This is a genomic window from Kitasatospora sp. NPDC094028 (assembly GCF_049543595.1).
GTDB lineage: Bacteria > Actinomycetota > Actinomycetes > Streptomycetales > Streptomycetaceae > Kitasatospora.
Genome location: NZ_JBMVFA010000004.1, coordinates 461,145 through 482,972, shown reverse-complemented (window position 1 = coordinate 482,972; position 21,828 = coordinate 461,145). Strand labels below are relative to the sequence as shown.

The 21,828-nt window shown below is 74.9% G+C and carries 21 protein-coding genes; 3 read left to right on the top strand and 18 right to left on the bottom strand.

The features are described from left to right. Positions 1 to 112 precede the first annotated feature (112 nt). From ACPC54_RS09860 to ACPC54_RS09815, 10 genes are all read right to left on the bottom strand, one after another. Positions 113 to 331, bottom strand: a complete 219-nt coding sequence (locus ACPC54_RS09860; protein ID WP_498963134.1) for a hypothetical protein — start codon at positions 329 to 331, stop codon at positions 113 to 115. After that, positions 328 to 1,779 carry a hypothetical protein gene (locus tag ACPC54_RS09855; protein WP_498963133.1) on the bottom strand — a complete coding sequence of 484 codons (1,452 nt, stop codon included), beginning with the start codon at positions 1,777 to 1,779 and terminating at the stop codon, positions 328 to 330. The genes ACPC54_RS09860 and ACPC54_RS09855 overlap by 4 nt, the downstream gene beginning before the upstream one ends. Further along, positions 1,776 to 3,302 (bottom strand): hypothetical protein, encoded by a 1,527-nt coding sequence (locus tag ACPC54_RS09850; protein ID WP_498963131.1) that lies wholly within the window; start codon positions 3,300 to 3,302, stop codon positions 1,776 to 1,778. Before ACPC54_RS09850 ends, ACPC54_RS09855 begins: the two co-directional genes overlap by 4 nt. Continuing rightward, positions 3,299 to 5,359, bottom strand: coding sequence for an ATP-binding protein (locus tag ACPC54_RS09845; RefSeq protein WP_498963129.1), 2,061 nt, complete (start codon positions 5,357 to 5,359; stop codon positions 3,299 to 3,301). The genes ACPC54_RS09850 and ACPC54_RS09845 overlap by 4 nt, the downstream gene beginning before the upstream one ends. Then, on the bottom strand, positions 5,352 to 6,968 hold the full coding sequence (locus ACPC54_RS09840; protein ID WP_498963127.1) for a hypothetical protein: 1,617 nt from the start codon (positions 6,966 to 6,968) through the stop codon (positions 5,352 to 5,354). The genes ACPC54_RS09845 and ACPC54_RS09840 overlap by 8 nt, the downstream gene beginning before the upstream one ends. Beyond that, positions 6,965 to 7,153 (bottom strand): hypothetical protein, encoded by a 189-nt coding sequence (locus ACPC54_RS09835; RefSeq protein WP_498963125.1) that lies wholly within the window; start codon positions 7,151 to 7,153, stop codon positions 6,965 to 6,967. The genes ACPC54_RS09840 and ACPC54_RS09835 overlap by 4 nt, the downstream gene beginning before the upstream one ends. Continuing rightward, positions 7,150 to 9,285 (bottom strand): phage tail protein, encoded by a 2,136-nt coding sequence (locus ACPC54_RS09830; protein ID WP_498963123.1) that lies wholly within the window; start codon positions 9,283 to 9,285, stop codon positions 7,150 to 7,152. Before ACPC54_RS09830 ends, ACPC54_RS09835 begins: the two co-directional genes overlap by 4 nt. After that, positions 9,285 to 11,477, bottom strand: coding sequence for a putative baseplate assembly protein (locus tag ACPC54_RS09825; RefSeq protein ID WP_498963121.1), 2,193 nt, complete (start codon positions 11,475 to 11,477; stop codon positions 9,285 to 9,287). Before ACPC54_RS09825 ends, ACPC54_RS09830 begins: the two co-directional genes overlap by 1 nt. 45 nt (positions 11,478 to 11,522) lie before the next feature. Further along, positions 11,523 to 11,966 carry a GPW/gp25 family protein gene (locus tag ACPC54_RS09820; protein ID WP_498963119.1) on the bottom strand — a complete coding sequence of 148 codons (444 nt, stop codon included), beginning with the start codon at positions 11,964 to 11,966 and terminating at the stop codon, positions 11,523 to 11,525. 214 nt (positions 11,967 to 12,180) lie between these two features. After that, positions 12,181 to 12,588 carry a winged helix-turn-helix transcriptional regulator gene (locus ACPC54_RS09815; RefSeq protein WP_498963117.1) on the bottom strand — a complete coding sequence of 136 codons (408 nt, stop codon included), beginning with the start codon at positions 12,586 to 12,588 and terminating at the stop codon, positions 12,181 to 12,183. 95 nt (positions 12,589 to 12,683) lie between these two features. Between ACPC54_RS09815 and ACPC54_RS09810 the strand changes: the two genes are divergently transcribed. After that, complete coding sequence (locus ACPC54_RS09810; RefSeq protein WP_498963116.1) at positions 12,684 to 13,034, top strand: DoxX family protein; 351 nt, start codon at positions 12,684 to 12,686, stop codon at positions 13,032 to 13,034. A gap of 216 nt (positions 13,035 to 13,250) precedes the next feature. Here ACPC54_RS09810 and ACPC54_RS09805 read toward each other — a convergent pair whose 3' ends face one another. Genes ACPC54_RS09805 through ACPC54_RS09795 form a run of 3 tightly spaced genes read right to left on the bottom strand, consistent with a single transcriptional unit; the run spans position 13,251 to position 14,151 of the window. Further along, positions 13,251 to 13,448 (bottom strand): hypothetical protein, encoded by a 198-nt coding sequence (locus tag ACPC54_RS09805; protein ID WP_498963114.1) that lies wholly within the window; start codon positions 13,446 to 13,448, stop codon positions 13,251 to 13,253. Beyond that, positions 13,445 to 13,717 (bottom strand): hypothetical protein, encoded by a 273-nt coding sequence (locus tag ACPC54_RS09800; RefSeq protein ID WP_498963112.1) that lies wholly within the window; start codon positions 13,715 to 13,717, stop codon positions 13,445 to 13,447. The genes ACPC54_RS09805 and ACPC54_RS09800 overlap by 4 nt, the downstream gene beginning before the upstream one ends. Continuing rightward, the gene (locus ACPC54_RS09795) at positions 13,714 to 14,151 is read right to left on the bottom strand and encodes an ATP-binding protein (protein ID WP_498963110.1); all 438 of its coding nucleotides are present in this window, start codon (positions 14,149 to 14,151) and stop codon (positions 13,714 to 13,716) included. The genes ACPC54_RS09800 and ACPC54_RS09795 overlap by 4 nt, the downstream gene beginning before the upstream one ends. Before the next feature lie 278 nt (positions 14,152 to 14,429). Here ACPC54_RS09795 and ACPC54_RS09790 point away from each other — a divergent pair, with 278 nt between their 5' ends. Then, the gene (locus ACPC54_RS09790) at positions 14,430 to 15,317 is read left to right on the top strand and encodes a helix-turn-helix domain-containing protein (RefSeq protein ID WP_498963108.1); all 888 of its coding nucleotides are present in this window, start codon (positions 14,430 to 14,432) and stop codon (positions 15,315 to 15,317) included. Next, positions 15,304 to 15,513: a DUF397 domain-containing protein gene (locus tag ACPC54_RS09785; RefSeq protein WP_498963106.1), complete on the top strand. Its 210-nt coding sequence runs from the start codon at positions 15,304 to 15,306 to the stop codon at positions 15,511 to 15,513. The genes ACPC54_RS09790 and ACPC54_RS09785 overlap by 14 nt, the downstream gene beginning before the upstream one ends. A 56-nt stretch (positions 15,514 to 15,569) precedes the next feature. Here the strand turns inward: ACPC54_RS09785 and ACPC54_RS09780 are convergent, their stop codons facing one another. Genes ACPC54_RS09780 through ACPC54_RS09760 form a run of 5 tightly spaced genes read right to left on the bottom strand, consistent with a single transcriptional unit; the run spans position 15,570 to position 21,827 of the window. Next, complete coding sequence (locus ACPC54_RS09780) at positions 15,570 to 18,296, bottom strand: hypothetical protein (RefSeq protein ID WP_498963104.1); 2,727 nt, start codon at positions 18,294 to 18,296, stop codon at positions 15,570 to 15,572. Continuing rightward, positions 18,296 to 19,870: a hypothetical protein gene (locus ACPC54_RS09775; RefSeq protein WP_498963102.1), complete on the bottom strand. Its 1,575-nt coding sequence runs from the start codon at positions 19,868 to 19,870 to the stop codon at positions 18,296 to 18,298. The genes ACPC54_RS09780 and ACPC54_RS09775 overlap by 1 nt, the downstream gene beginning before the upstream one ends. Next, the gene (locus ACPC54_RS09770) at positions 19,867 to 20,532 is read right to left on the bottom strand and encodes a phage baseplate assembly protein V (protein ID WP_498963100.1); all 666 of its coding nucleotides are present in this window, start codon (positions 20,530 to 20,532) and stop codon (positions 19,867 to 19,869) included. Before ACPC54_RS09770 ends, ACPC54_RS09775 begins: the two co-directional genes overlap by 4 nt. A gap of 34 nt (positions 20,533 to 20,566) precedes the next feature. Continuing rightward, on the bottom strand, positions 20,567 to 21,652 hold the full coding sequence (locus tag ACPC54_RS09765) for a phage late control D family protein (RefSeq protein WP_498963098.1): 1,086 nt from the start codon (positions 21,650 to 21,652) through the stop codon (positions 20,567 to 20,569). Further along, complete coding sequence (locus ACPC54_RS09760; protein ID WP_498963096.1) at positions 21,645 to 21,827, bottom strand: hypothetical protein; 183 nt, start codon at positions 21,825 to 21,827, stop codon at positions 21,645 to 21,647. Before ACPC54_RS09760 ends, ACPC54_RS09765 begins: the two co-directional genes overlap by 8 nt. Position 21,828 lies beyond the last annotated feature (1 nt).

The window sequence follows — 21,828 nt, the reverse complement described above, 5'->3', positions numbered from 1 at the left end:
GGCGGTCCTCCAGTCGAAGCCCGGCCCTGCGAGGCTATGTGCTCCTCGTCACAGGACCGTCACCGTGCGCGACCGGACAGTGCTTACCCGTCCTTTTCCTCCGTAACCCTGGTCAGCTCTGACCGCTCGTGACGCGGCAGCCCCGCAGGAAGTCCGCCACCAGCGCCAGCACCGCGCCCGCGTCGGCGGCCCGGCTGCGCGACTCGGCGGACGGCCGGCGCAGGTCGGTGCTCGACGTGACCGTGATCAGGAACCGGCCCGGCGCCTGCGGCTCGACCCGCACCACGCACAGTGCGGCGTACGGGAGTTCGTCCTCGTCGACGGGTCTCACCGACCGTCACCCGGCTCGGCGGTCGGCGGCTCGGCGGTCCGCGGCTCGGCGGTCCGCGGCTCGGCGGCGGTCTGGGCCGCGGTCCCGGCGGTCGGCGTCGCGGCCGCCCCGTCCGACCCGCAGAAGACCTGACGGCTCCGGACGAACGCCACCCACCCGCCCGTCCAGCCGCCGCCCACCGCCGACGCCGTCACCGGGGCGACCGGCACCAGGATCTGCACCTCGGCGGCGGAGTCGAGCACGATCCGGTCCCGGTGCTGCGCCTGCTGGACGGCCTCCGCGATGTCGGCCCGGGTGGCGTCGCAGAAGCGCAGGCCCAGGCGGTCCCCGAGCACCCGGCGCACCTCGTCCTCCAGCGTCCGCCGGTCGCTGCGGACCGACAGGTAGCCGGCCGGCGGCAGGTCGGCGAAGCCGCGCTCGGCGAGCGGCGGCACCGGCGGGGGCGTGGCGTCCCGCAGGTCGCCGCTGTCCCGCGCGGCCCGCTCCAGGGCGTCCTTCATCGACAGCGCGAGCCGCGAGCGGGCGCCCTGGGCCATCTCGACGATCCGCCGGATCTCCTCCGCGAGCGCCGTGTCCGCGGCCCGTTCGGCCGCCGCCGCGCCGCTCGCCCGGGGGTCCCGCCACTGCGCCGACTGGGCCTGGAACTGCAGGACCTGCGCCGTGTACGCGTTCCACGGCCGCATCCCGAGCCGGCCCTGCCACCAGCGCTCGGGCGGCGGCGCGCCCACCTCCCGGCGGGCCGTCCAGACGTCGACGACCCACTGGGAGACGTCCGGCCCGATCGGGATCAGCACGGCGAGGCGGACCGGCGGCCGCGGCAGGTCGACCGGCGGATCCCAGTCGGTCGGCAGCACGGACGGATCGGCCAGCCAGGGCGTGTCGCCCGCCTGCTCGGCGGCGAACAGCCGGGAGGCGAGCCAGTTCCGGCGGTTGACGCCGAACTGCTCCTCCAGGCCGACCGCCCGGTCCGCCGTCAACGAGATCCGCACGCCCTCGGCGGTGAACTCCTTGTTGGTCGTGGCGCCCGCGCACGGGTCCTCGCAGAGCAGCCCCTGGACGGGGGTGTCGCCGTAGTCCCAGTCGGCGCGCGACACCTCCACCCACCAGAAGGCGTCGGTTCCGGCCCGCAGGTCCTTCAGCGGCAGCGACACCTCGTGCCGGGAGCGCAGCGGGCGGCCCGCCGCGTCGATCGCCAGGCCGCCGCCGACCTTCAACGCGCCCTGGTCGACGGCGACCTGGTAGCCCTCGACGACGCCGGGGCCGCCGGACCGGCCGATCGCCGAGGCGAACTCCCGGGTGTAGTCCTGGATCCGGTTCAGGTGCTCGGCCCGCAGGAACAGTCCGTCGAAGGCGTGCAGGCGGTCGATGTCGCCGCCCGCGGTGTCCGGCGTGCCGGCGGAGTTCTCGTCGGGTGTGCCGGCCGATGCGGCGGCGGTGGCGGTGGTCAAGACGCGGCCCTCCCGGTGTCGGCGGTGTCCTGGTGCCGGTGCTCGTACTCGTACTCGTGCGGGTGCTCGTGCTCGTGCTGGTTCAGGTGCATGGTGACCACCGCGTCGTGGCCGTCGTGCCGGCCGGCCGCCGGGCCGCCCGTGAGGCCGGCGAACGGCACCCACGGCTCGGTCCCGTAGCAGGGTTCGGGGCCGGTGCCCCGGATCAGGACACGCACCAGCCGGTGCGCGGGCGGGAGTTCGAGGTCGACGACGGCCCGGGTGCCGCCGTCCGTCAGCCGCACCCCGGCGACCGTGCTCCGCGCCCAGCCCGCGCCGTGCTCGGGGAGTTCGGAGAGCGAGGTGACGGTGAGGGCCTGCTCCAGCGACCGGCGGTCCACCGGCCGGTCGAAGCACAGGCTCAGGCAGGTGTTCCCGCGGCTCCACCGCAGCGAGCCCGGCGCCAGCCGGGGCCCGCCGGCGTCCTCGCTCAGCGTCTCGCCGAGCAGCCCGGGGGCGAGGCCGCACAGCAGTTCCTGGAGGTCGCCGGTGGGCAGCAGGGCGGTCCGGGCCCGCTGGTCGACGTCCACGTTCGCGACCCGCACGCAGCCGGGCCCGGTGACGACGTCGAAGGTCAGCTTCGCGAGCGCCACCGGCGCGTGGTCCTCCGTCACCGGGAACAGCTGCGGGCAGGCGTCGCCCTCCTCCCGCTCCGGCCCGTCCTGGAGCGCGTCGCCCGCGGCCAGCCGCCGGAACTCGGCCAGCAACCGCTCCGCCCGGCGCCCGGGGGCGGCGGCCCGCACCCGGTCGGCGGCCTCCGTCGCCTCCCGCCCGGCCGCGTCGTCCGGCCCGGTGACGCCCTCCAGGCCGAACAGCACCCGCAGCCGGTGGTACGGGCGGCGGTGCGGCGGCTCGTCACCGAGGATCACCACCCGGACGGTCTCGGCGATCCGGGAGTAGTCGTCGTGGCGGCGGGTGACGTCGCACGGATCGGCCAGCGCCGGGACGGGACGGGCCGCGCAGGACGCGAACTCGGCCGCCAGCCAGGCCGTCACCCGCCGGGTCGCCCCGCCGGGGCAGGGATCCGGATTCGGCGGTCCGGCGCAAGGGTCCGGCCCGGGCGGGCCCGGCGGGCCGCCCGGCGCCGGGTGGTCCTGCGCCGGGTGGTCCTGCGCCCAGCGGGTGGCCCACGCGGTGAGCGAGGCGCACGCCTCCGCCTCCAGGGCGAGTTCGCGCCCCCAGCCGTCCACCGCGAGACCGGGCGCGGCGCGCAGCCGGTCGCCGTCCGCGTCGAGGTGCACGCCGTACCCCCAGAGCACGCCGGGGCCGTGCAGCCAGGCCGCGTGCAGCATCTGCTTGCCGCGCGGATTGCCCATCAGCACCCGGAAGTCGTCCTCGCCGAGCAGCATGCCGAAGGCCACGCGCAGGGCGTCGAAGGGGGTGACCGGCAGGTCGTCCTGGCGGCACGGGCCACTCCCCGTACCGGTCGCAATGCCGGCGGTGCCACCGCAGCCGCACGGTGCGCCACTGTCGAGCGCCGTCATGGTGATTCCTCCCTGTTGGGCCCGGTGCCGGCGGCGCCGAGCGCGCGCTGCGCCCGCTCGTCCGCGGCTGCGCCGGGCGGGACGGCCGGATCGGCCGGGAACGGGCGGCTCGCCTTGGCGTACTCCCGGCGCATCGCCTCGACCAGCTCCGGCCGGCCGACCCGCCCGCCGCACTCCGCCGCGCGGAAGGCGGCGGCGATCGCGGCGTTGCGGATCCAGCCGCCGGGGACGGGGTAGCGGTGGGCGAGCGCGGCCAGGTCTACGCCGGGCTCCCGGACGGGCGGGGGCAGGTGCAGTTGCCACAGCCGGTGCCGGTCCGCCTCGCCGGGCAGGTCGAAGCCGACCACGAAGTCCATCCGGCGGACGAACGCGGCGTCGATGTTCTGCCGCAGGTTGGTGGCCAGCACGGCCAGGCCGTCGAAGCGGTCCAGCCGCTGGAGGAGGTACGCCGTCTCCAGGTTGGCGAAACGGTCGTTGGCCTCCGAGATCTCCGTCCTCGTCCCGAACAGGGCGTCCGCCTCGTCGAGGAACAGCACCGCCTGCATCCGCTCGGCCACGTCGAAGGCGGCGGACAGGTTCTTCTCGGTCTCGCCGATCCACTTCGACACCACCTGCGAGAGGTCGACGACCAGCAGGTCCGTCCCGGCGGCCGTCGCCAGCACCTCGGCCGCCAGCGACTTGCCGGTGCCGGGCGCGCCGCTGAGCAGCAGCCGGACGCCCCGGTCGGCGCGGGCCGCCTCGCGCAGCCGCCAGTCGTCCAGCACCACCGACTGGTACGCCAAGCGGGAGACGGCGTCCCGGAGTTGGCGCTCCGGCTCGGCGGCCAGCACCAGCCGGTCCCAGGACGCGCGCGGGCCGATCAGGTCCACGCCGGGAGGCAGGACGGCGCCGGCCCTGGTCCGGATCGCGGCGGACACGTCCGTGGCCGGTCCGCCCGGCGCCAGGGCGTCGCAGCTGTGCACGTCCATGGCGACCTGCGCGGTCAGCGCCGGGTCCAGCGGGTGGCGGGCCGCCAACTGCGGTGCCTGCCAAGGTGATTCGGGCAGCGCCGCACGCCAGGCCGCCCGCCGGTCGGCGGTACCGATCGGCCCGACCGGCACCGCCAGCACCGGCCGCTCCGGGCCCGGCCGGACGGCGCCCGGCCCGGCGCAGACCAGGATCGGGCCGGCCACCCGGCGCAGGTCCAGCCGGGCCGGCCCCGCCCCCTCCTCCGGCCGGGGCGCCACCAGGACGGGCACCCCGCCGCGGGCGGCCGCGTGCAGGTTGAGCAGGCCGAGGGCGGCCGGGTAGTCGGGGCGGGTCCGCCCGGCGACCGGCCGCAGGCCGGCGGCGCGGGCGAGCGCGGCGCAGCGGCTCAGCGCGACGGTGGTGTCCTGCGCGGTCACGATCACGGTGCGCGGCGCGGGCGAGCGCAGCGCGGCCACGGCGAGCTGCGCCGCCGGTCGGGCCAGCCAGCCGTCCAGCCCGGCGACCGGCGGGCCCGCCTCGACCTCGGTCAGCGCCTCCGGCCAGGCCGCCCAGCCGTGCAGGGCCTCCCACAGGCGGTCGGCCAGGCGCAGGCTGCGGTCGTGGAACGTCCCCTCGCCGGAGACGGCGAGGGCGCCGCTGCGCGCGGCCGCGCCCTCGTGGAGCAGGCGGCGCAGCGCGGCGCGGTCGCAGGGCTGGTTTTGACCGAGCAGGAGGGCGGCGAGGCCGACGCTCGGGTGCGAGTCGCCGCGCGGGTGCATGGTGCGGAAGGTCCTGGCCAGGCCCTCGTGCTCCTCCGGCAGGCCGGCGAGCAGCAGGAGGTCGAGTTCCACCTCGGTGAGGGCGAGCCGGTCGGCCAGGCGGCCGAGCGGGTCCGCGTCGGCGGGAAGTGGCTCCTCCTGGTGGCGGGCGGCGTTGGCCCAGGCGCGCAGGAAGTCGACGGAGTCGGCGGAGGAATCGGTGTCGCAGGTGGCTTCGAGCAGCCCGGCCAGGCGCAGGGCGATCCCGGCCGCCCGCGCGGTGAGCGCGCGGCTGGCCGCCTCGGGGGCGTGCGGCAGGTCGGTCGACTCGGACATGGCGGTCTCAGACATAGACGTACCTCACGACCGCGCCGAGCCAGGGCACCCAGCCCGGGTCCAGGTCCAGGCCGGCCCGGCGGACGGCCAGGTCGGTGTCGGTGACGGACAGCCGGACCTCGATCCAGCCGGGCTCCGCGCACACCTCACCGGTGCGGTGGGCGACCGTGCGGACTGCGGTCGGGCCGTCGGTGGCGTCGGTGTCGTCGGTGGCGTCGTCCAATCGTGCCGCGGTGGCCGATGCCCAGGCGGTGGCGAGGGAGCGGACGGCGGCCCGTTCGGGCGCGGTGGGCGGCGGAGCGGCGAGCAGCGTACGGGCGCGGGCGGGGCCCAGGCCCGCCAGGGCGAGCAGGGCCGGGTCGTCCGGGGCCGCCTCCGGCAGCAGCTCGCGCCCGAGGCGGTGCAGCACCCAGCGCAGCGGGCGGGCCGTCAGCGCGGGGTCGTCCAGGGCGCGCTGCGGGAGGCCGGCGTCGGGCGCGGTCGCGAGCAGGAAGAGCAGCCCGGCCCAGGCGGTGGACGCGGCGGCGGGGGCGTCCTGGTACGAGGACGGCTGCGCGGCGCGGGGCGGGGCGACGGGCTCGGCCGGGCAGGTTCCGGCGGACGGTTCCCCGGACGGCTCCTCGGACGGATCCCCGGGCAGCTCCTCGGACAGCTCATCCGGCCACCCCCCGGATTCCTCCCCGGTCGCCGCCGACTCCCGCTCCGGCACGGTCCCTACGGGCGCGGCGGGCGCGGCGGGCGCGGCGGGCACCGGCGGCGCCCCGGGTTCGTCCCGTACGGGCGCGGGTGCGGCCTGCCCGAGCACCGCCCGCAGCTCCTCCGCGAGCGCCCCCGGCAGGTCGGGGTGCGGACGGCGGTGGAGCGATCCGGGATCGGCCTCGGCAGCCGCCAGCACCGCCCAGGCGGCCAGGGTCGCGGGCCCGGGGCGCAGCCGGGCCGACCGGGCGAGGCCGGCCAGGACCGAGCCCGCGAGCAGGGTCCGGGCGAGCGCCCGGGCGTGAACCGGAAGACCGGTGTCCGGACCGCCCGCGCCCGGCTCGCACCAGGACGCCACCGCCGCCAGCCCGGCCACCGCCTGCCACCCCTCCGCGCCGAACAGCCGGTCCAGGGCGGGCAGTCCGCACCCGGGCGCCGCCCGGAGCAGCGCCGCCGCCGCGTGCTGCGGGGCCCGGCCGAGCGCGGCGAGCACGGCCGCCCTGGGGTCGGCGGCGGGCGCCGGGTCGCCGGGCCGCAGCGCGCCCGCCTGCTGCCACGCCCACTGCCGGGCCGTCCGGTTCGCGGCCACCCCGGCGATCAGGTCGGCGAGCAGGTCGACGTCGTGCCGGTAGTGGACCACGTCGGCGCCGCCCTCCCGGACCGCCCGCTCGATCGCGGCGGCCACCGCCGCCGCCCACTCCCGCCCGCCCTCCGCGCCGGGCCGGTCGAGGTCGAGCGCCACGGCCAGCCGCAGCCGCCTGACGCACCAACGGCCCTCCGGCAGGCGCACGTTGCGCAGCGCGAGCGCCAAGCCGCCGTCGACGACGCACCGAAGGGGCGCCTCCAGCCCGCCGCCACCCGGCTGCGCCGAGCCGTCGTCGTGCAGCGTCGCGGAGAACCGCCCGATCGTCACCGCAGGAGCACTCATGCCGCCGTCACCGCCTGCCCGGACGAGACCCCGACGAAGCCGACCACCACCGTGGCCCGGCCAGGGCTCACGCCGCAGAAGGTGCCGGCCGACAGGAAGTCGTCCAAGGCCAGGGCGAGCAGGGGAAGACCCGCCAACTCCACGGCGGAAACCGACTGTTCGACCTCACCGACGATCACGCTCACCCGACCCTCACCGCCCCCACCGCCGCCGACTCCCCCACCCTCGCCGCCGCCGAGGGCACCCCGACCACCCCGTCCTCCCCCACCCGGACGTGGCCGACCACCGCCGGGCCCCAGGCGGCGCCCGGGCCGACCACGGACGTCAGGTCCAGGTGCAGGGCGCGGCCGATCCGCATTCCGGCGCCGAGCGGGCAGATCTCCGCCAGCGTGTGCGCGGGCTTGTGGGTCTCGACGATGCTGCGCACCACGTCGAGCGGCTCGCCCGCCAACGGCGCGGCGATCAGGACGGTGAACCGGTGGGCCGTCGCCGTGTAGCCGTCCTGGCCGGGCTTCAGGCCGCCGACGGCGAACCGGCCGAGGGTGGCCGTCGCCCGGGCGGCGCCACCGACCGCGGGGGCGGGGGGCCCGCCGGGTTCGGTGCCGAGGACGGCACCGCCGAGGCCGCGCAGGCGCCAGTTCTCGACGACGGCGACGGGGACGGGCAGGTACAGCCGCAGGATCCGTTCCAGGCAGGTGAGGGTGCCGCGGATGCGGAACAGGTCGTACGCCTGGGCGACGAGCGCGCGGCGGGCGGCGATCGGCCAGCGGCGGTCGAGGGCGAGGCCGAGCAGTCCGGCGAGCCAGCCGAGGGCTTCCTGCGGGGTGGCGGTGGGGTCGAGCAGGACGGTCCGCAGGGCGGCGCGTCCGTCGAGTTCGTGCAGCAGTCCTTCGGCCGGGGCGAGGTAGCGCTGCAGGAAGTCCGCGTCGTCCTCGTCGCGGCTGAAGGCGCGGGGCAGTTGGGTGAGGAGCCGGTGGCCGGGGCGTTCGACGCGAAGCGTGCGCACGCGCGGGGTGAGCCGGGCGGTGCCGGCCAGGTCGAGGACGATCCACAGGTAGCGGCCGGGTGGGGCGGCGACCGGGGCCTCGTAGGTCTCGAAGGCGTCGTCGGGGGCGATCTGCTCCCAGGGCCGTTCGCGGCCGGTGGGGCGCCGGTACAGTCCGCCGGGCGGCGCGAGGGCGCGGAGCCGGAGTTCGGACGGCAGCGGCGGCGTCAACTCGCCGTGCCGGACGGCGCGCTGCCCCTGCGCCGGGGGCGTCCAGGGCAGCAGGTCGGGGACGGTGTCCTCGTCGCTGGTGAGGAAGCCGACCCGCAGGTCGGTGCCCGGGGGGACGCAGGCGTCGAGGAAGAGCCGGCCCCAGCGGGTGCGGTAGGCACCGGAGTCGAGCCGGTAGGTGACGAGCCGCCCGCTCGGCACGTAGCGCGCGGCCGGGCCGGCGGTCCGGGCGAGGCCCTGGTCGGTGGTGTACGCGGTGTGCCCGTCCGGGGCGGTCTCGACGGCGCCGCCGTCGTAGCGGGGCGCCCGGACGGGTTCGATCTCGATCCAGCGCTCGCCGTCCGGCCGGAAGCGGCGGAACGGCTGCCCGGGGCGCCCGGCGACGGTGAGCAGGCCGTCCGGCCCGAAGGCGAGGTCGCTCGCCTCGCCGACCTCGACCGGGTGGCTGCCGTCCGGCCGGGCGATCACGGCCGGCCCGCCGCAGGGCGACGTCCAGAGCAGGTACGCCTGCCCTGCCGTGACGGCGATCCGGGCGGGCGTCAGCCCGGCGGCGAGCAGCGGTCCGCCGAGCTCGGGGCCGCGTCCGGGCCCGCGCCGTCCGCGCAGCAGGGCGAGGCCGGGCGGGTCGGCGAGCAGGACGAGGGCGCCGTCGCAGAGCGCGGCCACGTCCAGCGGCCGGCGGGCGCGGTGGGCGGCGGTGCGTACGGGCACCCGGCGCAGCAGCCGCTCGGCCCAGAGGTCGACGACCTGGACGGCGCCGCCGCAGGATTCGGCGGTGTAGAGGCGTTGGGCGCTGTCGACGGCGAGGCCGCGCGGGGTGCGCAGGGTGCCGGGGTGCCGGTCGGCGCACGGGTCGGCGGGGGCGGACGGCGCCCGGGGGTCGAGCACGTCGACCCGCCCGAGGCCGGGGTACGAGCGGTAGGCGCGCCCCCACCGGTCGAAGGCCAGCCCGGCGGCGTCCCCCCACGGCCCGCCCGGCGCCGGGTCGGCCGTCCAGGCGAGGCCGGCCCCGCCGCCGTCGAGCAGCGCGGTGCCGTCGTGGGCGCAGCGGACCCACTGGTCGGGGTCGGTGAGCACGCTGATCTCGCGGTCGCCGTCCATCAGCACACCTCCGGGGGCAGCGGGACGAGGACGGGGTCGCCGCCGGGCAGCGGGGTGGGGCCGTAGCCGGTACCGGGCGGCAACGGCGGTCCGGTGACGACGGTGATCCCGGCGAGCCGGGGCACCTGCCAGGGCTTCAGTTCGACGAGCGGGGCCGGGGACCAGGCGGCGGTGGGGTCCGGGCGGGCGGCGAGGCCGAGTTCGCCGTCGAGGTACTCGACGCCGTCGACCTGGACGGCGACCGCTTCCAGTTCGGCGCGCCGCACGGCCCGCCCGAGCGGCCAGCCGGCGCCGTCCGGCCCGTAGGGCGGCACGGGGGCGAGGTACTGGCGGACGAGCAGTTCGACCCAGCGGCGGACGGCGTCGACCTGGTAGCCGTCCCGGACGTGGAGGCCGATCGAGACGGCGATGTCCAGGTAGGTCGGGGGGATGACGTAGAGCTCGGTGGTGAGCAGCCGGCGCGGGTCGAGGTAGGCGGCGACGCGGCGCAGCAGGGCGAGGTCGGGCAGCGGGGCGCCGAGGTCGCGCCGGTCCTCGGTGGGGAAGACCAGGACGCTGACGACGCCGGCGGCGGTGCGGCTGAGGGTGTCGGGGTGGAACAGCGGCAGGGTCTCGGCCCGCCGGACGCCGGGGACTTCGAGGGCGAGGGCGCGGAAGTCGTCGGCGGTGACGGCCCGGTCGCGGCGGTGGAGTTCGCCGGGGAGGGCGTCGAGGGCGTCGGCGAGTGCGGCCGGGTCGGCGCCGCCGGCGGCGGGCAGGACGTTGCGGGCCTTGACCCCGGCGACGCCGGTGAGGCTGCCGATGGCGCCGGCGGGGACGTTCCCGGCGGCGCCGCCGCCGTGGCGGTAGCCGAGGGCCCGGATCCGTTCGCCGATCTGCGGGACCTTGCCGCGGGTGCCGAAGTGGACGAGCCCGGTGGCGGCGTCGAGGGTGTAGTGCCGGTCGAGCGGGCCGTCGGCGGCGAAGCTCTCGACCTCCGTCCAGGGCTGCCAGCCGTCCGCTTCCTCGACCTCCAGCCGGACGGTGCCGGGGACGACGGGGTGCTGGGTCAGCCGGTAGGTCTGGCCGGCGTCGGCGGTGCCGGTGCCGAGGAGTTCGGGAGCGGCGGTGCGGGCCTGGACGACGCCGACCGCGTTGGCGCCGACCCAGCGGATGCGGTGGATGGCGTCGTTCTCGGTGGCGGGGCGGCGCACCCGCAGCCAGCCGATGACCCGGGCGGCGGTCTTCTCGTCGTCCAGCGGGGGCGGGCTGTGCAGGTCGCCGGTGCTGGCCGGTGCGGGGGCGTGGGTGGGGAAGGCGGCGGGCAGCTGCAGGGTGACGACGCCGGTGGCGGTGAGGCCGCGGGTGGTGTCGGCGAGGACGGCGAGGTTGGTGAAGGCGGTGTCGGCGCTGCCGGCGCGGTCGGGGCCGTTCCAGAGCTCCCAGAGGAAGGCGGGCGGGTCGGCGGTGAGGTCGGCGGCGCGCAGCCGGGAGCGGTCGGGGTTGCGGGCCTCCAGGTCGAAGGGCGTGGGGAGTTCGGTGTCCGGGACGACGCCGAGGAAGATCGCGTGGTCGCGCAGCTGGGCCGGGTCGGTGCCGTTCTTGCCGAGCAGGGCGATCCACAGGCACTGGTCGAGCGTGCCGGCGACGTCGAGCGGCGGCTGGTCGGCGGCCAGCGGGTCGGTGGGAACGGCGGTGGTGGTGTAGAAGCCGGGGGCGGCCCCGGCGCGGACGTGGTCCTGCTGGCTCAACGGGAGCGCGGCGACGGCGTCCTGGCGCCGGCGGGCCTCGGTGCTGCCGGCTTCGGCGTCCGGGGCGGCGGTCTTGCCGACCGCGCAGGTCTCCAGCGGCCAGGCCACCACCTCGTCCTCGGTCTCGAAGGGGACGGCGCCGGCGCGCGCCTCGGTGCCGCGCAGGACCTGGATGCCGGCGGCCCGATCGGTGTCCAGCACCAGGAGCGTGCGGGCGAGTTGGGCGGGCCTCGGCTGGACGTCGAGCAGCCGCAGGAAGGCCGCCCTGGTCGCGTCGGGGATCTGGTTGAAGCGGAAGAGCAGCGACTCGCCGAGGTAGGCGAACAGCTCCAGCAGGGCCACGCCGGGGTCACTGGCGTTGTGGTCGGTCCACTCGGGGTTGTAGACCGGGATGCGCTTGATCAGCTCGTCGCGGAGCTGGGCGAATGTGCGGTCGTCGAGGATCGGGCCGATCAGGGCCACGGCCGGGTCACCCCCTGTCCGTCGTCGTCATCACCGAAGGGCACGTCAGCGCAGGTAGAACGGGTACACCAGGTTGTCGGCGCGCAGGTCAGCGAGCCGGACGTAGGCGATGTCGATCCACACCATGGTCGGCTCCTCCCCCGGCGTCACGGACACCCCGGTCACCTGGATCCGCGGCTCCCAGCGGCCAAGTGCCTGCTCGATCTCGGCCCGCAGCGCGGCCCGGGTGGCGGCGGTGTTCGGCGCCATCAGGAACTGCCGCAGCCCGCACCCGAAGTCGGGCCGCATGACGCGCTCGCCGGGCTCGGTGTCCAGGATCGTCTCGATCGACTGCCGGACGAGGTCCATCCCGCTCGTCCAGGCCAGGCCCCCGCCCGGCCCGCCGGCGGGCGTCCGCGGCCGGAAGGGCAGACGGAACCCGGTGCCGAGCCACGTGTCGGCACCGGAGCCGGCCGGTGCTGCTCCTACCGGAGCGTCGGTTGCTGCCATGCCGTCGATGGTGCTCGGGGCGCGTCACGGGCGCGTTATCGCCGGGGGCTACTTGTTCCACCCCGGGCCGCAACAACGCTTTGCGCGAGAAGTCGGCCTGGCCGACTTCTCGCGCAAACCTCTCCCGCACTGTCCAGGCCGATCAGGACGCCGGGCGACGGCAGCGTCCACAGGTTCAGCCTCTTCTCTTGATCAGAAACGGCTCGGGTTCTCATCAGCAGGGGGGATCTACCGGGGGCGCCTGATCCGCCTCGATCGCCCTGGCCGCCTCGGCTGCTTCCCGGAAGGTGACGACCGCCTCGCCGTTCTCCCGTGCCCATGCGGTGAGCATCCTGATGGGTTCCTCCAGGGTTCGCCCGAGATCGGTCAGGCTGTACTCCACGCGCGGCGGCGCCTCGGCGTACGCGTGCCGCTCGACGAGCCCGCTGGCTTGGAGCCGGCGCAACGTCTGGGTCAGTACCTTGCGCGAAATGCCACCGCTCAGCTCGACCAGCTCGCCGTGACGCAACGGGCCGTCGGTCAGCGCGAAGAGCGTGACCATGGACCACTTGCTGGCGATGATCTCCATGGCCAGGAGAGCCGGACAGTCGGCGAGGAAGGCGATTCCGGGTCGCAGGCTCATGCCCCGAAGGTTACCTGGAGGTACCTAGTGGCCGCCTATCGTCGTCGAGGTGCGCACATCCCCTGCTCGCATCTCGCATGATCGAGGTTTCAGCCATGTTCGTCTCCCTTGCCGTCGTCACCGTGTTCATGTCGGCGCTTCTCCTGGTATCGGCCGGGGCCAAATCTCTGCGGACGCGGCACATCACCGAGCAGATGTCCACCCTCGGAGTGCCGCAGAGCATGATGGCTTTCCTGATCAGCGCTCAAATCGCAGGCGCGGCCGGTGTGATCGCCGGACTCTGGTGGGGACTCGTCGGAATCGCCGCCGCGATCGGCCTGACGCTCTATTTCGCCGGGGCGGTCGCCTTCCACCTGCGTGTCGGCGACCGCAAGGGCGCGTCTCCGGCGGTGGTCCTCACCATGACCTCCGTCGCCCTGATCGTGCTGCGTACCGCCACCCTCTGACAGCGGACAACCGGGGCCAACCGGCCATCGCCAGTGCGAACCTACCAACAGCAGACTCCGAGCGCTGGACAGCCGGTATCCAACCGCGGACCGACCCGCAACAACGCTTTGCGCGAGAAGTCGGCCTGGCCGACTTCTCGCGCAATCCTCTCCCGCTCACCACCAGCAGTAGCGACGCCGGGCGATCCCGGATTCGGGATCGCCCGGCGTCGCTGCTCACTCGGACGGGTGGGGAGTGGCCTGGCGGAGGACGGAGAGGAGAAGGGCTTCAGCGTTTCCCGGGGTGGCCAGCCAGCGCTGCGTCTCGATGTGGGCGGCCCGGCGGCGGGGGCTGATCGCGCGGACCGGCCGGGAGAACTGGGCGGTGAGGCACCACCACATTTCGAAGCGGGTCCAGCTGAGGCGGCCGATCACGGCGCCGGGCGCAGGTAGATCGGGTGGGTGTCCAGGCCGAGGAAGGCGATCGCGCCCACCGCGCCGGTGTGGATGAGCTGGTGGGCGATCCGCTCGGCGGAGGCCGGGGCGAAGTAGTCGGCGAGGTAGCCGGCCTGGTCGTCGTCCAGCGGGAGCCGGGCGAGGCTGGCGCGGATCGCGTCGAGGGCGTCGGAGAGCTCGGCGAAGGTGGCGGCCGAGGTGATGCCCCTGATCTCGACGGTTACGGGGAAGGGGAGTTCGACGCTCACCGCGCGCCCTCGCCGTCGATCAGCGCCCAGATCACCTTGCCGATGCCGCCCTCTCGCGGGCAGCAGCCCCAGCTGGCGGCGAGCTGCGAGACGAGCCACAGCCCGCGCCCGGCCTCGGCGTGTTCGGCGGCCTGGCGCGGCACGGACGGCTGGTTGGCGTCGGCGTCGTGCACCTCGATGCGGAGGGCGTCGGGGTGGAGCTCGAACCGGATGAAGATGAGCCGCCCTGGCGGGGTCTTGGCGTGGAGAGCGGCGTTGGTGACGAGCTCACCGAGCACCAACTCCCCGGCGTCGAGGAACTGTTCGCCGTTGGGCTGCTTGGCGAGGTAGGTGCGGAGCAGCCGCCTGGCGAAGCCGGCGGACTTGCGGTGCCTGGGCAGCCACCAGGAGAACGGATCGGCAGGGGCGGGCGGCTTCTCCAACGTTCCGGGCATGGCGGGGCCTCCTCCGGGAGTGGTGGGTAAGTTCGCGATCCGGAGAGCGGCGAGAGGCATGGGAATGCCCGAGCGGCCGTCCGCCATGATCGCCGTGTGCGAGCAGCGGATTACTGCTCGTAGTCTGCTCCCGACTGCCCGAAATCTGCAAGACTTCATTTCGGGTACTTCAAATGGAATGACTCGAACAGTTGACGCTCATTGCGAATCGGGCACCCAGGTGCTTTCATTTCGAGCGCCGACGGTGCTTCATACTGGAAGCCAGGAAGGGGAAGGCCATGGCGGAGGGGCCCACTGGATCAACGGTGCCGCGCAGGCAACTCGGGCGGTACCTGCGTGATCTGCGCAACCGATCGCGACTCACCGTGCGGGCTGCAGCCCGTCGGCTGGAGTGGTCGGAGGCCAAGATGTGGCGCATCGAGACGGGTCAGACATCCTTGCGAAGCCTGGATGTTGAGGCGATGTGCAAGGTCTACGGCGCACCGGCCGAACTGACCGAGGCTCTGATGGGGCTGGCAAAGGAGACCAAGGCCCGGGGCTGGTGGCACGCCTACGGGGATGTGATCCCCGAGGGATTCGATCTCTTCATCGGGCTGGAAGAAGCTGCTTCGAAGATCGCTTGGTACGAGAGCGAGTTGGTTCCCGGGCTGTTGCAGACCGACGACTACTCGCGCGTGGTCATGCGGGCGCACAATCCACACGAAGTCGATGAAGAGATCGAGCGACGAGTCCATCTTCGTTCGAACCGCCAAGTTCTTCTCACCAGGGTCACCGATCCGCCGGTCTTCGATGTCGCACTCAACGAGGCGGTACTGAGGCGCCCTATCGGTGGCGACAAGGTCATGGCCGCACAGCTCGCCCACCTGCTGGATATGGGCGAGCTCCCCAATGTCACCATCAAGGTGGTCCCGTTCAACGCGGGTCTACACCTGGGCGTCCTGTCAGGCTCATTCGGAATTCTGCGCTTCCCGCTCAACGGCGACAGCTCCGAGACGGAGCCGCCGACCGTCTACGCGGACGGATTCACCGGCGACCTGTACCTGGACAAGCCCAACGAAGTGGAACGCTACGACGCCGCGTTCACGAATATCTGGGAGACAGCGCTCAGTGAGCAGGCGTCGAAGCTGCTGATCTCCGAAGTGGCAGGAAGCTATGGACACGGTTGATCTGACAGAAGCGGTGTGGTTCAAGTCCAGCCGCAGCAACGGACAGTCCGCCTGTGTTGAGGTCGCGTTCCTCAACACAGGCATCGTTCCCGTTCGGGACTCCAAGGACCGCAACGGGCCGGCGCTCGCCTTCCCCGCCGACGCGTGGACGACGTTCGTCACCGCCATCAAGGCCGGCGAACTCCCCAGCACCTGAACACCCTTGCGCGGGAAGTCGGCCCAGCCGACTTCCCGCGCCTGATATTCACAGCCTCACTTGTCGGCGCCGAGTTGCTTCCACTCCTTGGGGAGCTTGCTCTTCATCTCGGCGATCGCCTTGGTGTACTTGCCGGGCGCGATCCCCTGGATGTCCTGGGCGTCCTTGTCGATCGCCTCCTTGAACTTCCCTTTCACCAGCAGCCTCGTCTGGTCGGCCCGCCAGCCCTTGCCGCCCGAGCCCCAGCTGGCGGTCTTCTTGTGGTCGGCGACGGCCATCTCGACGGCGGGCGCGGTGTAGTGCGAGACGACGTTCAGCGCCTGGGCGACCTTGGCGGACTTCCCGGGCGCGGCCTGGGCGTCCTTGGTGGCCTTCCAGGCGGGCATGTGGTTGCGTTCGGTGCCCTTGGTCGCCCGGTTCTTGCCGCCCCTGGGGTTCTTCACGCCGAGGGTGCTGTACGGGCCGCCGCGGTAGGTGATCGGCTTGGCGAGCCTGACCCTGGGCTTCCTCTTGGTCTGCGGGCTCATCCGGGCGTCGATCAGTGACTCGTCGCCCTGGCGGTGCTCTTCGAGCAGGGTGAAGCCGTACGTCTTCTTGATCCCGGCGAGGGCGGTGCGCAGCTCGTCCTCCTCGAAGGGATCGGTCAATGACTCTTGCGCGAGGGCGCCGATCGCCTGGAGGCCGCCCTGCCAGCGCTTCAGCTTCTCGGGGCTCATCGGCTGCTGATCGGGGTCGGCGTTCTTGGGCTTCGCCGTGGCGGGCTTGGGCTTCGTCGCGGCGGGTTTGACGGGTTTGACGGGCTTGGCCGGTGTGACCGGCTTCCCAGCGGCAGGCGCGCCGCCCTTGACGGGCGCCGCGCCCGGGCCCTCGTGCCAGGTGCCGGCCTTCCTGTCGTCCCGCCCGGACTTCTTCGGGACGTGGTCGTTCATCAGGTCGGTCATGAACTTGTCGGCGCTGAAGGCGACTTCGCCGAACTGCACCTCGGGCACCTTCCCGGAGCCGAGCACGTAGTCGACGTCCGCGCCGATCCCGAACTCGCCCGGCAGCGGGTACTCCAGCTGGAACAGCGGCCAGGTCCAGCGGTGGCTGGGGGCCGGCGACCACCAGGGGCTGACCAGCGCGACGAACAGGTCGCCGCCGAGGCCGAGGAAGGGCTGGGCGGCGATCTCCAGGTGGCCGCCGATGAAGAACTCGCCGTGCTTGCCGGCCTTCGGGTCGGCGATCTCCCGGTAGCCGATCCGCGGGGTCGCCTCGACGTAGCCGCGGATCCCGGCGAGGGCGTTCAGCGCGACGCCCGCCTTGATGTCGTGGCCGAGGAGTTCGACGCCCGCGCCGCCCTCTGCGACGAGCCGGATGCCCGCGAACGCGGAGACGTTGAGGGTGCCGGTGACGCCGAAGTCCTTCAGGACCTCGGGTTTGGTGGACCAGGTACCGGTGAGTTCCATCCGGTCGAGGGTGGCCGGGCCGAGCTTGGCGAGCAGTTCCAGGCCGACGTTGGCGAAGACGAAGACGTTGCCGACCAGCGGGACGCCGTAGAGGGCGCGGACCTCCAGCTTGGGCAGCGGCCTGACCCAGTCCTTCTGCTCGAACAGCGGCCTGGTCATCCGCGGCGTGATCTTCCCGACCAGCGTCACGTCCCCGTGGTGGTCGACCACCACCAGGGCCTCGCCGCTCAGCCACTCGGCGAGCTGGACGTTCACCGTCCCCCAGCCGACGACCACCCGCGGCCCGGGTCTCGGGCCCGCCGCCTGCGGCGCCCCGCCGCCCGGCGCCTCCTCGGCCGCCGGGACGGACGGCTTCGGCGCCGCCGCCTTGGCCTGCGCCGCGGCGACCTGTTCGCCCGTCAGCCGCGTGGCGTTCTGCTCGTCGGTGGCGACCAGGGTCACCTCGCCGTCGAACTTGTCGTTGGCGTAGTGGACGCTGCCGCGCACGTCGACGACGCCGCCCGCGAGGGCCGCCGTCACCGTCCCCTTGAAGCCCTTGAGTTCCACCTCGACCGTGGCCTCGCCGGACAGCGCGCCCTGCGCGTCCCGCCTGACCGGCAGAGTGACGACGGCGAGCCCGGGCACCGTGCCGGTGGCGGTCGCGTCGAAGGTGACCAGCTCGTTGGCGAGGCCGAGCGCGCCGGTGGCGTCGAGGAAGCCGCCGAGCCGGAAGTGCAGCCCGTTCGCCCGGATCAGCAGCGTCGGGCCGTCGAGCCGGTTCTCCACCGCCGACAGCTTCAACGCGCTCACTCCGGTGAGCCCCAACTGTTCGGCGTGCTCGACGACTTGGCCGAACAGCCCGGCCGGGCCGGGGAGCAGGCGGCCCTTCACCAGCGCGGAGGCGTGGCCCTCCAGCAGGCCGCCGCGCACCCGGACGGCCAGCACCGGCTCGACGCCGTACCGGGTGAGCGGCAGGAGGAAGGGGTGGGCCAGCGGCAGCGTCTCGTAGTCCGGGCCGGTGGTCAGGCCCTCGTCGCTCGTGCGCAGGTTCAGCGTCCCACTGGCGATCGTGCCCAGCGCCGCCCGGACGGGGCCGCCGGCGGGGCCCTTCCTCGCCAGGTACTCGGTGACGGCCGGGGTCGGCGTCAGGGCCGCGCCGCCCCGGAGCGCGAGGACGTCCCGGGGGACGTCGGGCGCGACGGCCGGGCGCGGGGGCACGACGCCCGCCAGCTGACCGGCGAGGGCGCCGGCGGCCCCTTCCGCGGCAGGCGCGGGCGCCGCCTTGGGCGCGGCGGGCGCGGGCGGTTTGACGTCCCGAGCGGGCGCGGGCGGTTTGACGTCCCGAGCGGGCGCGGCCATCAGCGGCCTCCGCACAGCGGGTCGGGCGGGGAGCTCTCGACGGGCGGCGGCGTGCCCGTGGCGGCGGTGGTCGGGTCGAGCGCGGCCACCAGGTCGGCGGCCGCCGCCTGGGCGTCGGGATCGGCGCCGGGCGCGCTCGGCCGGAAGGGCGGGCGCCCGGCCATCGCGGCCGTGGCGCCCGGTTGGCCGAGCAGGTCGTCCAGCTTGCCCGGACCGGGGTTGTCCGGCCCGGGCCCGGTGAGCAGGGTGGCGAGGTCGTGCCCGGGCGCGTTGACGTAGGCCTGGAGGGCACCCAGGGCGACGACGTCCGGGGGCAGGCAGAAGCGCAGCGCGAGCAGCCACCAGAGCTGGAAGGCGAGCACCACGATCGGCAGGAAGAGGCTGAACAGGAAGAACGCCACGATCGTGAAGAGTTCGAGCGCGAAGGTGCAGATCCGGAAGTCGGTGCCGCCGGGCGTGCCACTCCCGGGCTTGGGGATGTCGCCGCCGGTGACGGGCAGTTGGGAGCCGGGCGGGGTGGTCACCGCCACGCCGCCGGGGCCGGGCGGGCGTCCGGCGCGGGCGGCGAGGGCCCGCAGGTCCGGCATGGTGATCGACACCTTGTGGTTCTTGGTGCCCTCCGGGTCGTAGAACGCGGCGAGGCTGAACGGTTCGGTGGGGGCGCTCCAGGACTCCTGCGGCGGGCAGTGCTCGTGGCCGGGCGCGGGTGGGCGGCGGGCGACGCAGTGGAGCTCGTACACGTGCTGGTCGTCGAGTCTGGGCGCGCCCTGGTCGTCGTGCTCGCCGGAGAGGGTCGGGACGAGGCCGAACCAGAGCGAGCGGGTGGCGGCCCGTTCGCACTCCCAGGCGGGGGCGGGGATCCGCCACATCGGCAGTTCCTGCTCGGGCTCCGGCTTGCCGTCCGGGCCCACGGTGCCGGTGGGCACCCAGTGCGGGCCCTTGGCGCCGGTGGTCCAGCTCTGCACGACGGGCGGCCCGAGGGCGGCGAACAGCTCGCCGTGCTCGGCCTCGAAGCGGGCCCGGTAGGCGAGGTCGGCCCAGAGCAGGTTCGGCAGGTCCCGGTCGGTGAGCTTCCCGGCCTCGGTGCCCCGGGCGGCCAGCAGGTCGGCGGTCAGCGCCTTCGCCAGCCGGCGCACGGCCGTCCGCGCGGACGTCGGCACGGTCCGCTGCCGGCGGCGCAGCACCATCCGCAGCTGGACGCCCTCGGCCGCCGCGCCGGGCCGGGGCAGGCCGGGCCGGTCGCAGAAGAGCTCGACGACCACGGCGTAGAAGCGGTGGTGGCCGGGCTGGTAGAGCTTGCGCAGCGGCGTCGGGACCATGGTGTGGGTGGCGAAGCGCAGCCGTCCGCGCCGGGTCTGGCCGGCCGGCACCGGGACGGGGTAGGCGTACACGTCCTCGACCGGGTCGAAGGCGAGCGAGGCGCGCGGGTCCGCCGTCAGCCGGGCGACGAAGTCGGGGGCGTCGTACTTCTGCAGCGCCGGGGCGGCGGCCCGGGGGTCGAAGCGGTCGAAGTGGCCGCGCTCGCAGACGTACCAGGGCGCGCGCAGCTGGAACCCGTGGGCCGCGGCGGTCACCAGATGTTCCCGGCGCCGGGCGTGTAGGCGGGTGACATGACCATCTGTTCGGCGGTCAGGGTGCCGACCTGGACGATGCCGCTGAAGGTGGCCAGCGGCGCGTCGACCTTCACCATGGGCGCGGTGACGTCGACCGAGACGTTGGCCCGGATCTCGACCGTGGTGTCGGTCAGCCGGACCTCGCAGCCGCCGGCGTGCCGCACCGTCACCGTCCGGGCGGCGTCGTCCAGGCTCACCTGGTGCCCGGAGGCCATGGTGATCCGCACCTTGGCGGCCCCGGCGGTGTCGTCGAACTCCAGCCGGCTGTCCGCGCGGGAGCGCAGCAGCCGGATGTCGTTCGCCTTCTCCGGCTGGTGCGGCAGGGCCTCCCGGCCGTTCCAGGCCGCGCCGAGGATGTACGGGCGGCGCAGGTTGCCCGCCTCGAAGACCACGACCACCTGGCTGCCGACCTCCGGGAGGACGAGCAGCCCCTGGTCGCGGTCGGCGTACGGCGAGCAGAGCGTGGCCCAGGCCCGGACGTCGCGGTCGCCGTCGGTGCCGAGCCAGGGGAAGCGCACCTCGACCCGGCCGAGCTTCTGCTCGTCCACGATGTCGGTGACCAGGGCGGGGTAGGCGCCGTGGTAGCCGGGCGCGGCGCCGTCCGACGGGCTGGGCAGGGGCATCGGTTCCACCTCGTCCTTCGGTTCGGGTCGTCCGTCAGTTCAGGTCGTTGAGCGTGGCCCGCTCGGCCTCGAAGCGGGTGCGGAAGCCGTGCTCCAGGTCGAAGCCGTGGCACAGCTGGGTGACGTAGTAGCCGGGGCCGTCGAAGGGGGCGCCGACGTCCTGCAGGGTCAGCCGGCTGCCGACCACCAGGTCGGGGGTGCCGTTGGTGAGGCCGGTCGCGACGACGAAGCGGCGGCCGCGCCGGAGCATCTCGGCGCGCGCCCAGGCGGACGCCTCGGCCGCGTTGAGGGCGACCTCGCGCACCCGCAGCGTGGTGCTGGGGCCGAGCGCCCGGGCCAGCAGGCGCGCGCCGGTGCGGCCCCCGCTGGTCTCGGCCTCGACCAGCTCCGGGCCGGCCCGCTCGTCCACGCTCTCGCGCCGCTCGGCGTCGTAGCCGGTGACCACCACCTCGCTGCGCTGGTGCGCGAGGTCGGCGGTCAGCCGGGCGGACAGCAGGTCGCGGCCGAGCACCAGGGTGAGCGCGGTGCCGGGCCGGGCGTCCCGGGTACGCAGGTGCAAGGTGCCCGCGGTGCACCAGAGTTCGGCCTGGAGCAGGCGGGCGCGCTCGCGCAGGAAGGCCAGGTCGCTCTGGTTCAGCTGCTGGACGACGTCGTAGCGCGGGCCGGGAGCGGCGGTGTCCGCCCGCAGGCCGTGCTCGCGGGCGACGGCATCGGCGAGGTCGGCGTCGGTGACCTGGGTGTAGGTGCGGGTCCGGCGGGTCATCCGCAGCCGCATCAGGGCGTCCTCGGCGTGCACCACGACGACGGGCGGGTCGCCGTCGCCGAGGACGAGCTCCAGCCCGGAGACGGTGCCCTCGAAGACGTTGCGCTGGTCGGCGTCGGGGCCCAGGGCGACCTTGAGCGCGCTGCCGAGGTCGACCGTCCGGCCGTCCAGGTGCAGCAGGCTCTGCTGCGGGCCCTTGGCGCCGATGCCGCTGGCAAGGAAGCTCGCCCGCAGGGTGCGCAGGCCCTCGACGCCCTCGCGGACCTCCAGACGGACGCAGTCCCGGCCGAGGTCGCGGACGAGGGAGCCGCCGACGGTGAAGACCGGGGCGACGGCGGTGACGCCCGGCTCAGTCATCGAAGCCCACCGCCGCGACCCGCCCGGCCAGCCAGCGCGCCCGGTCCAGCGCCGCGCACAGCTGCTCGGTCCGCTCCGCCTCGCCGACCGGGCCGCCGGGCCCGGCGGCGGGCGCCGGGCCGGGCGCGCCCGCGGGGACGACGTCCGTGTGGACTTCACCGATGTGCACGGTCATG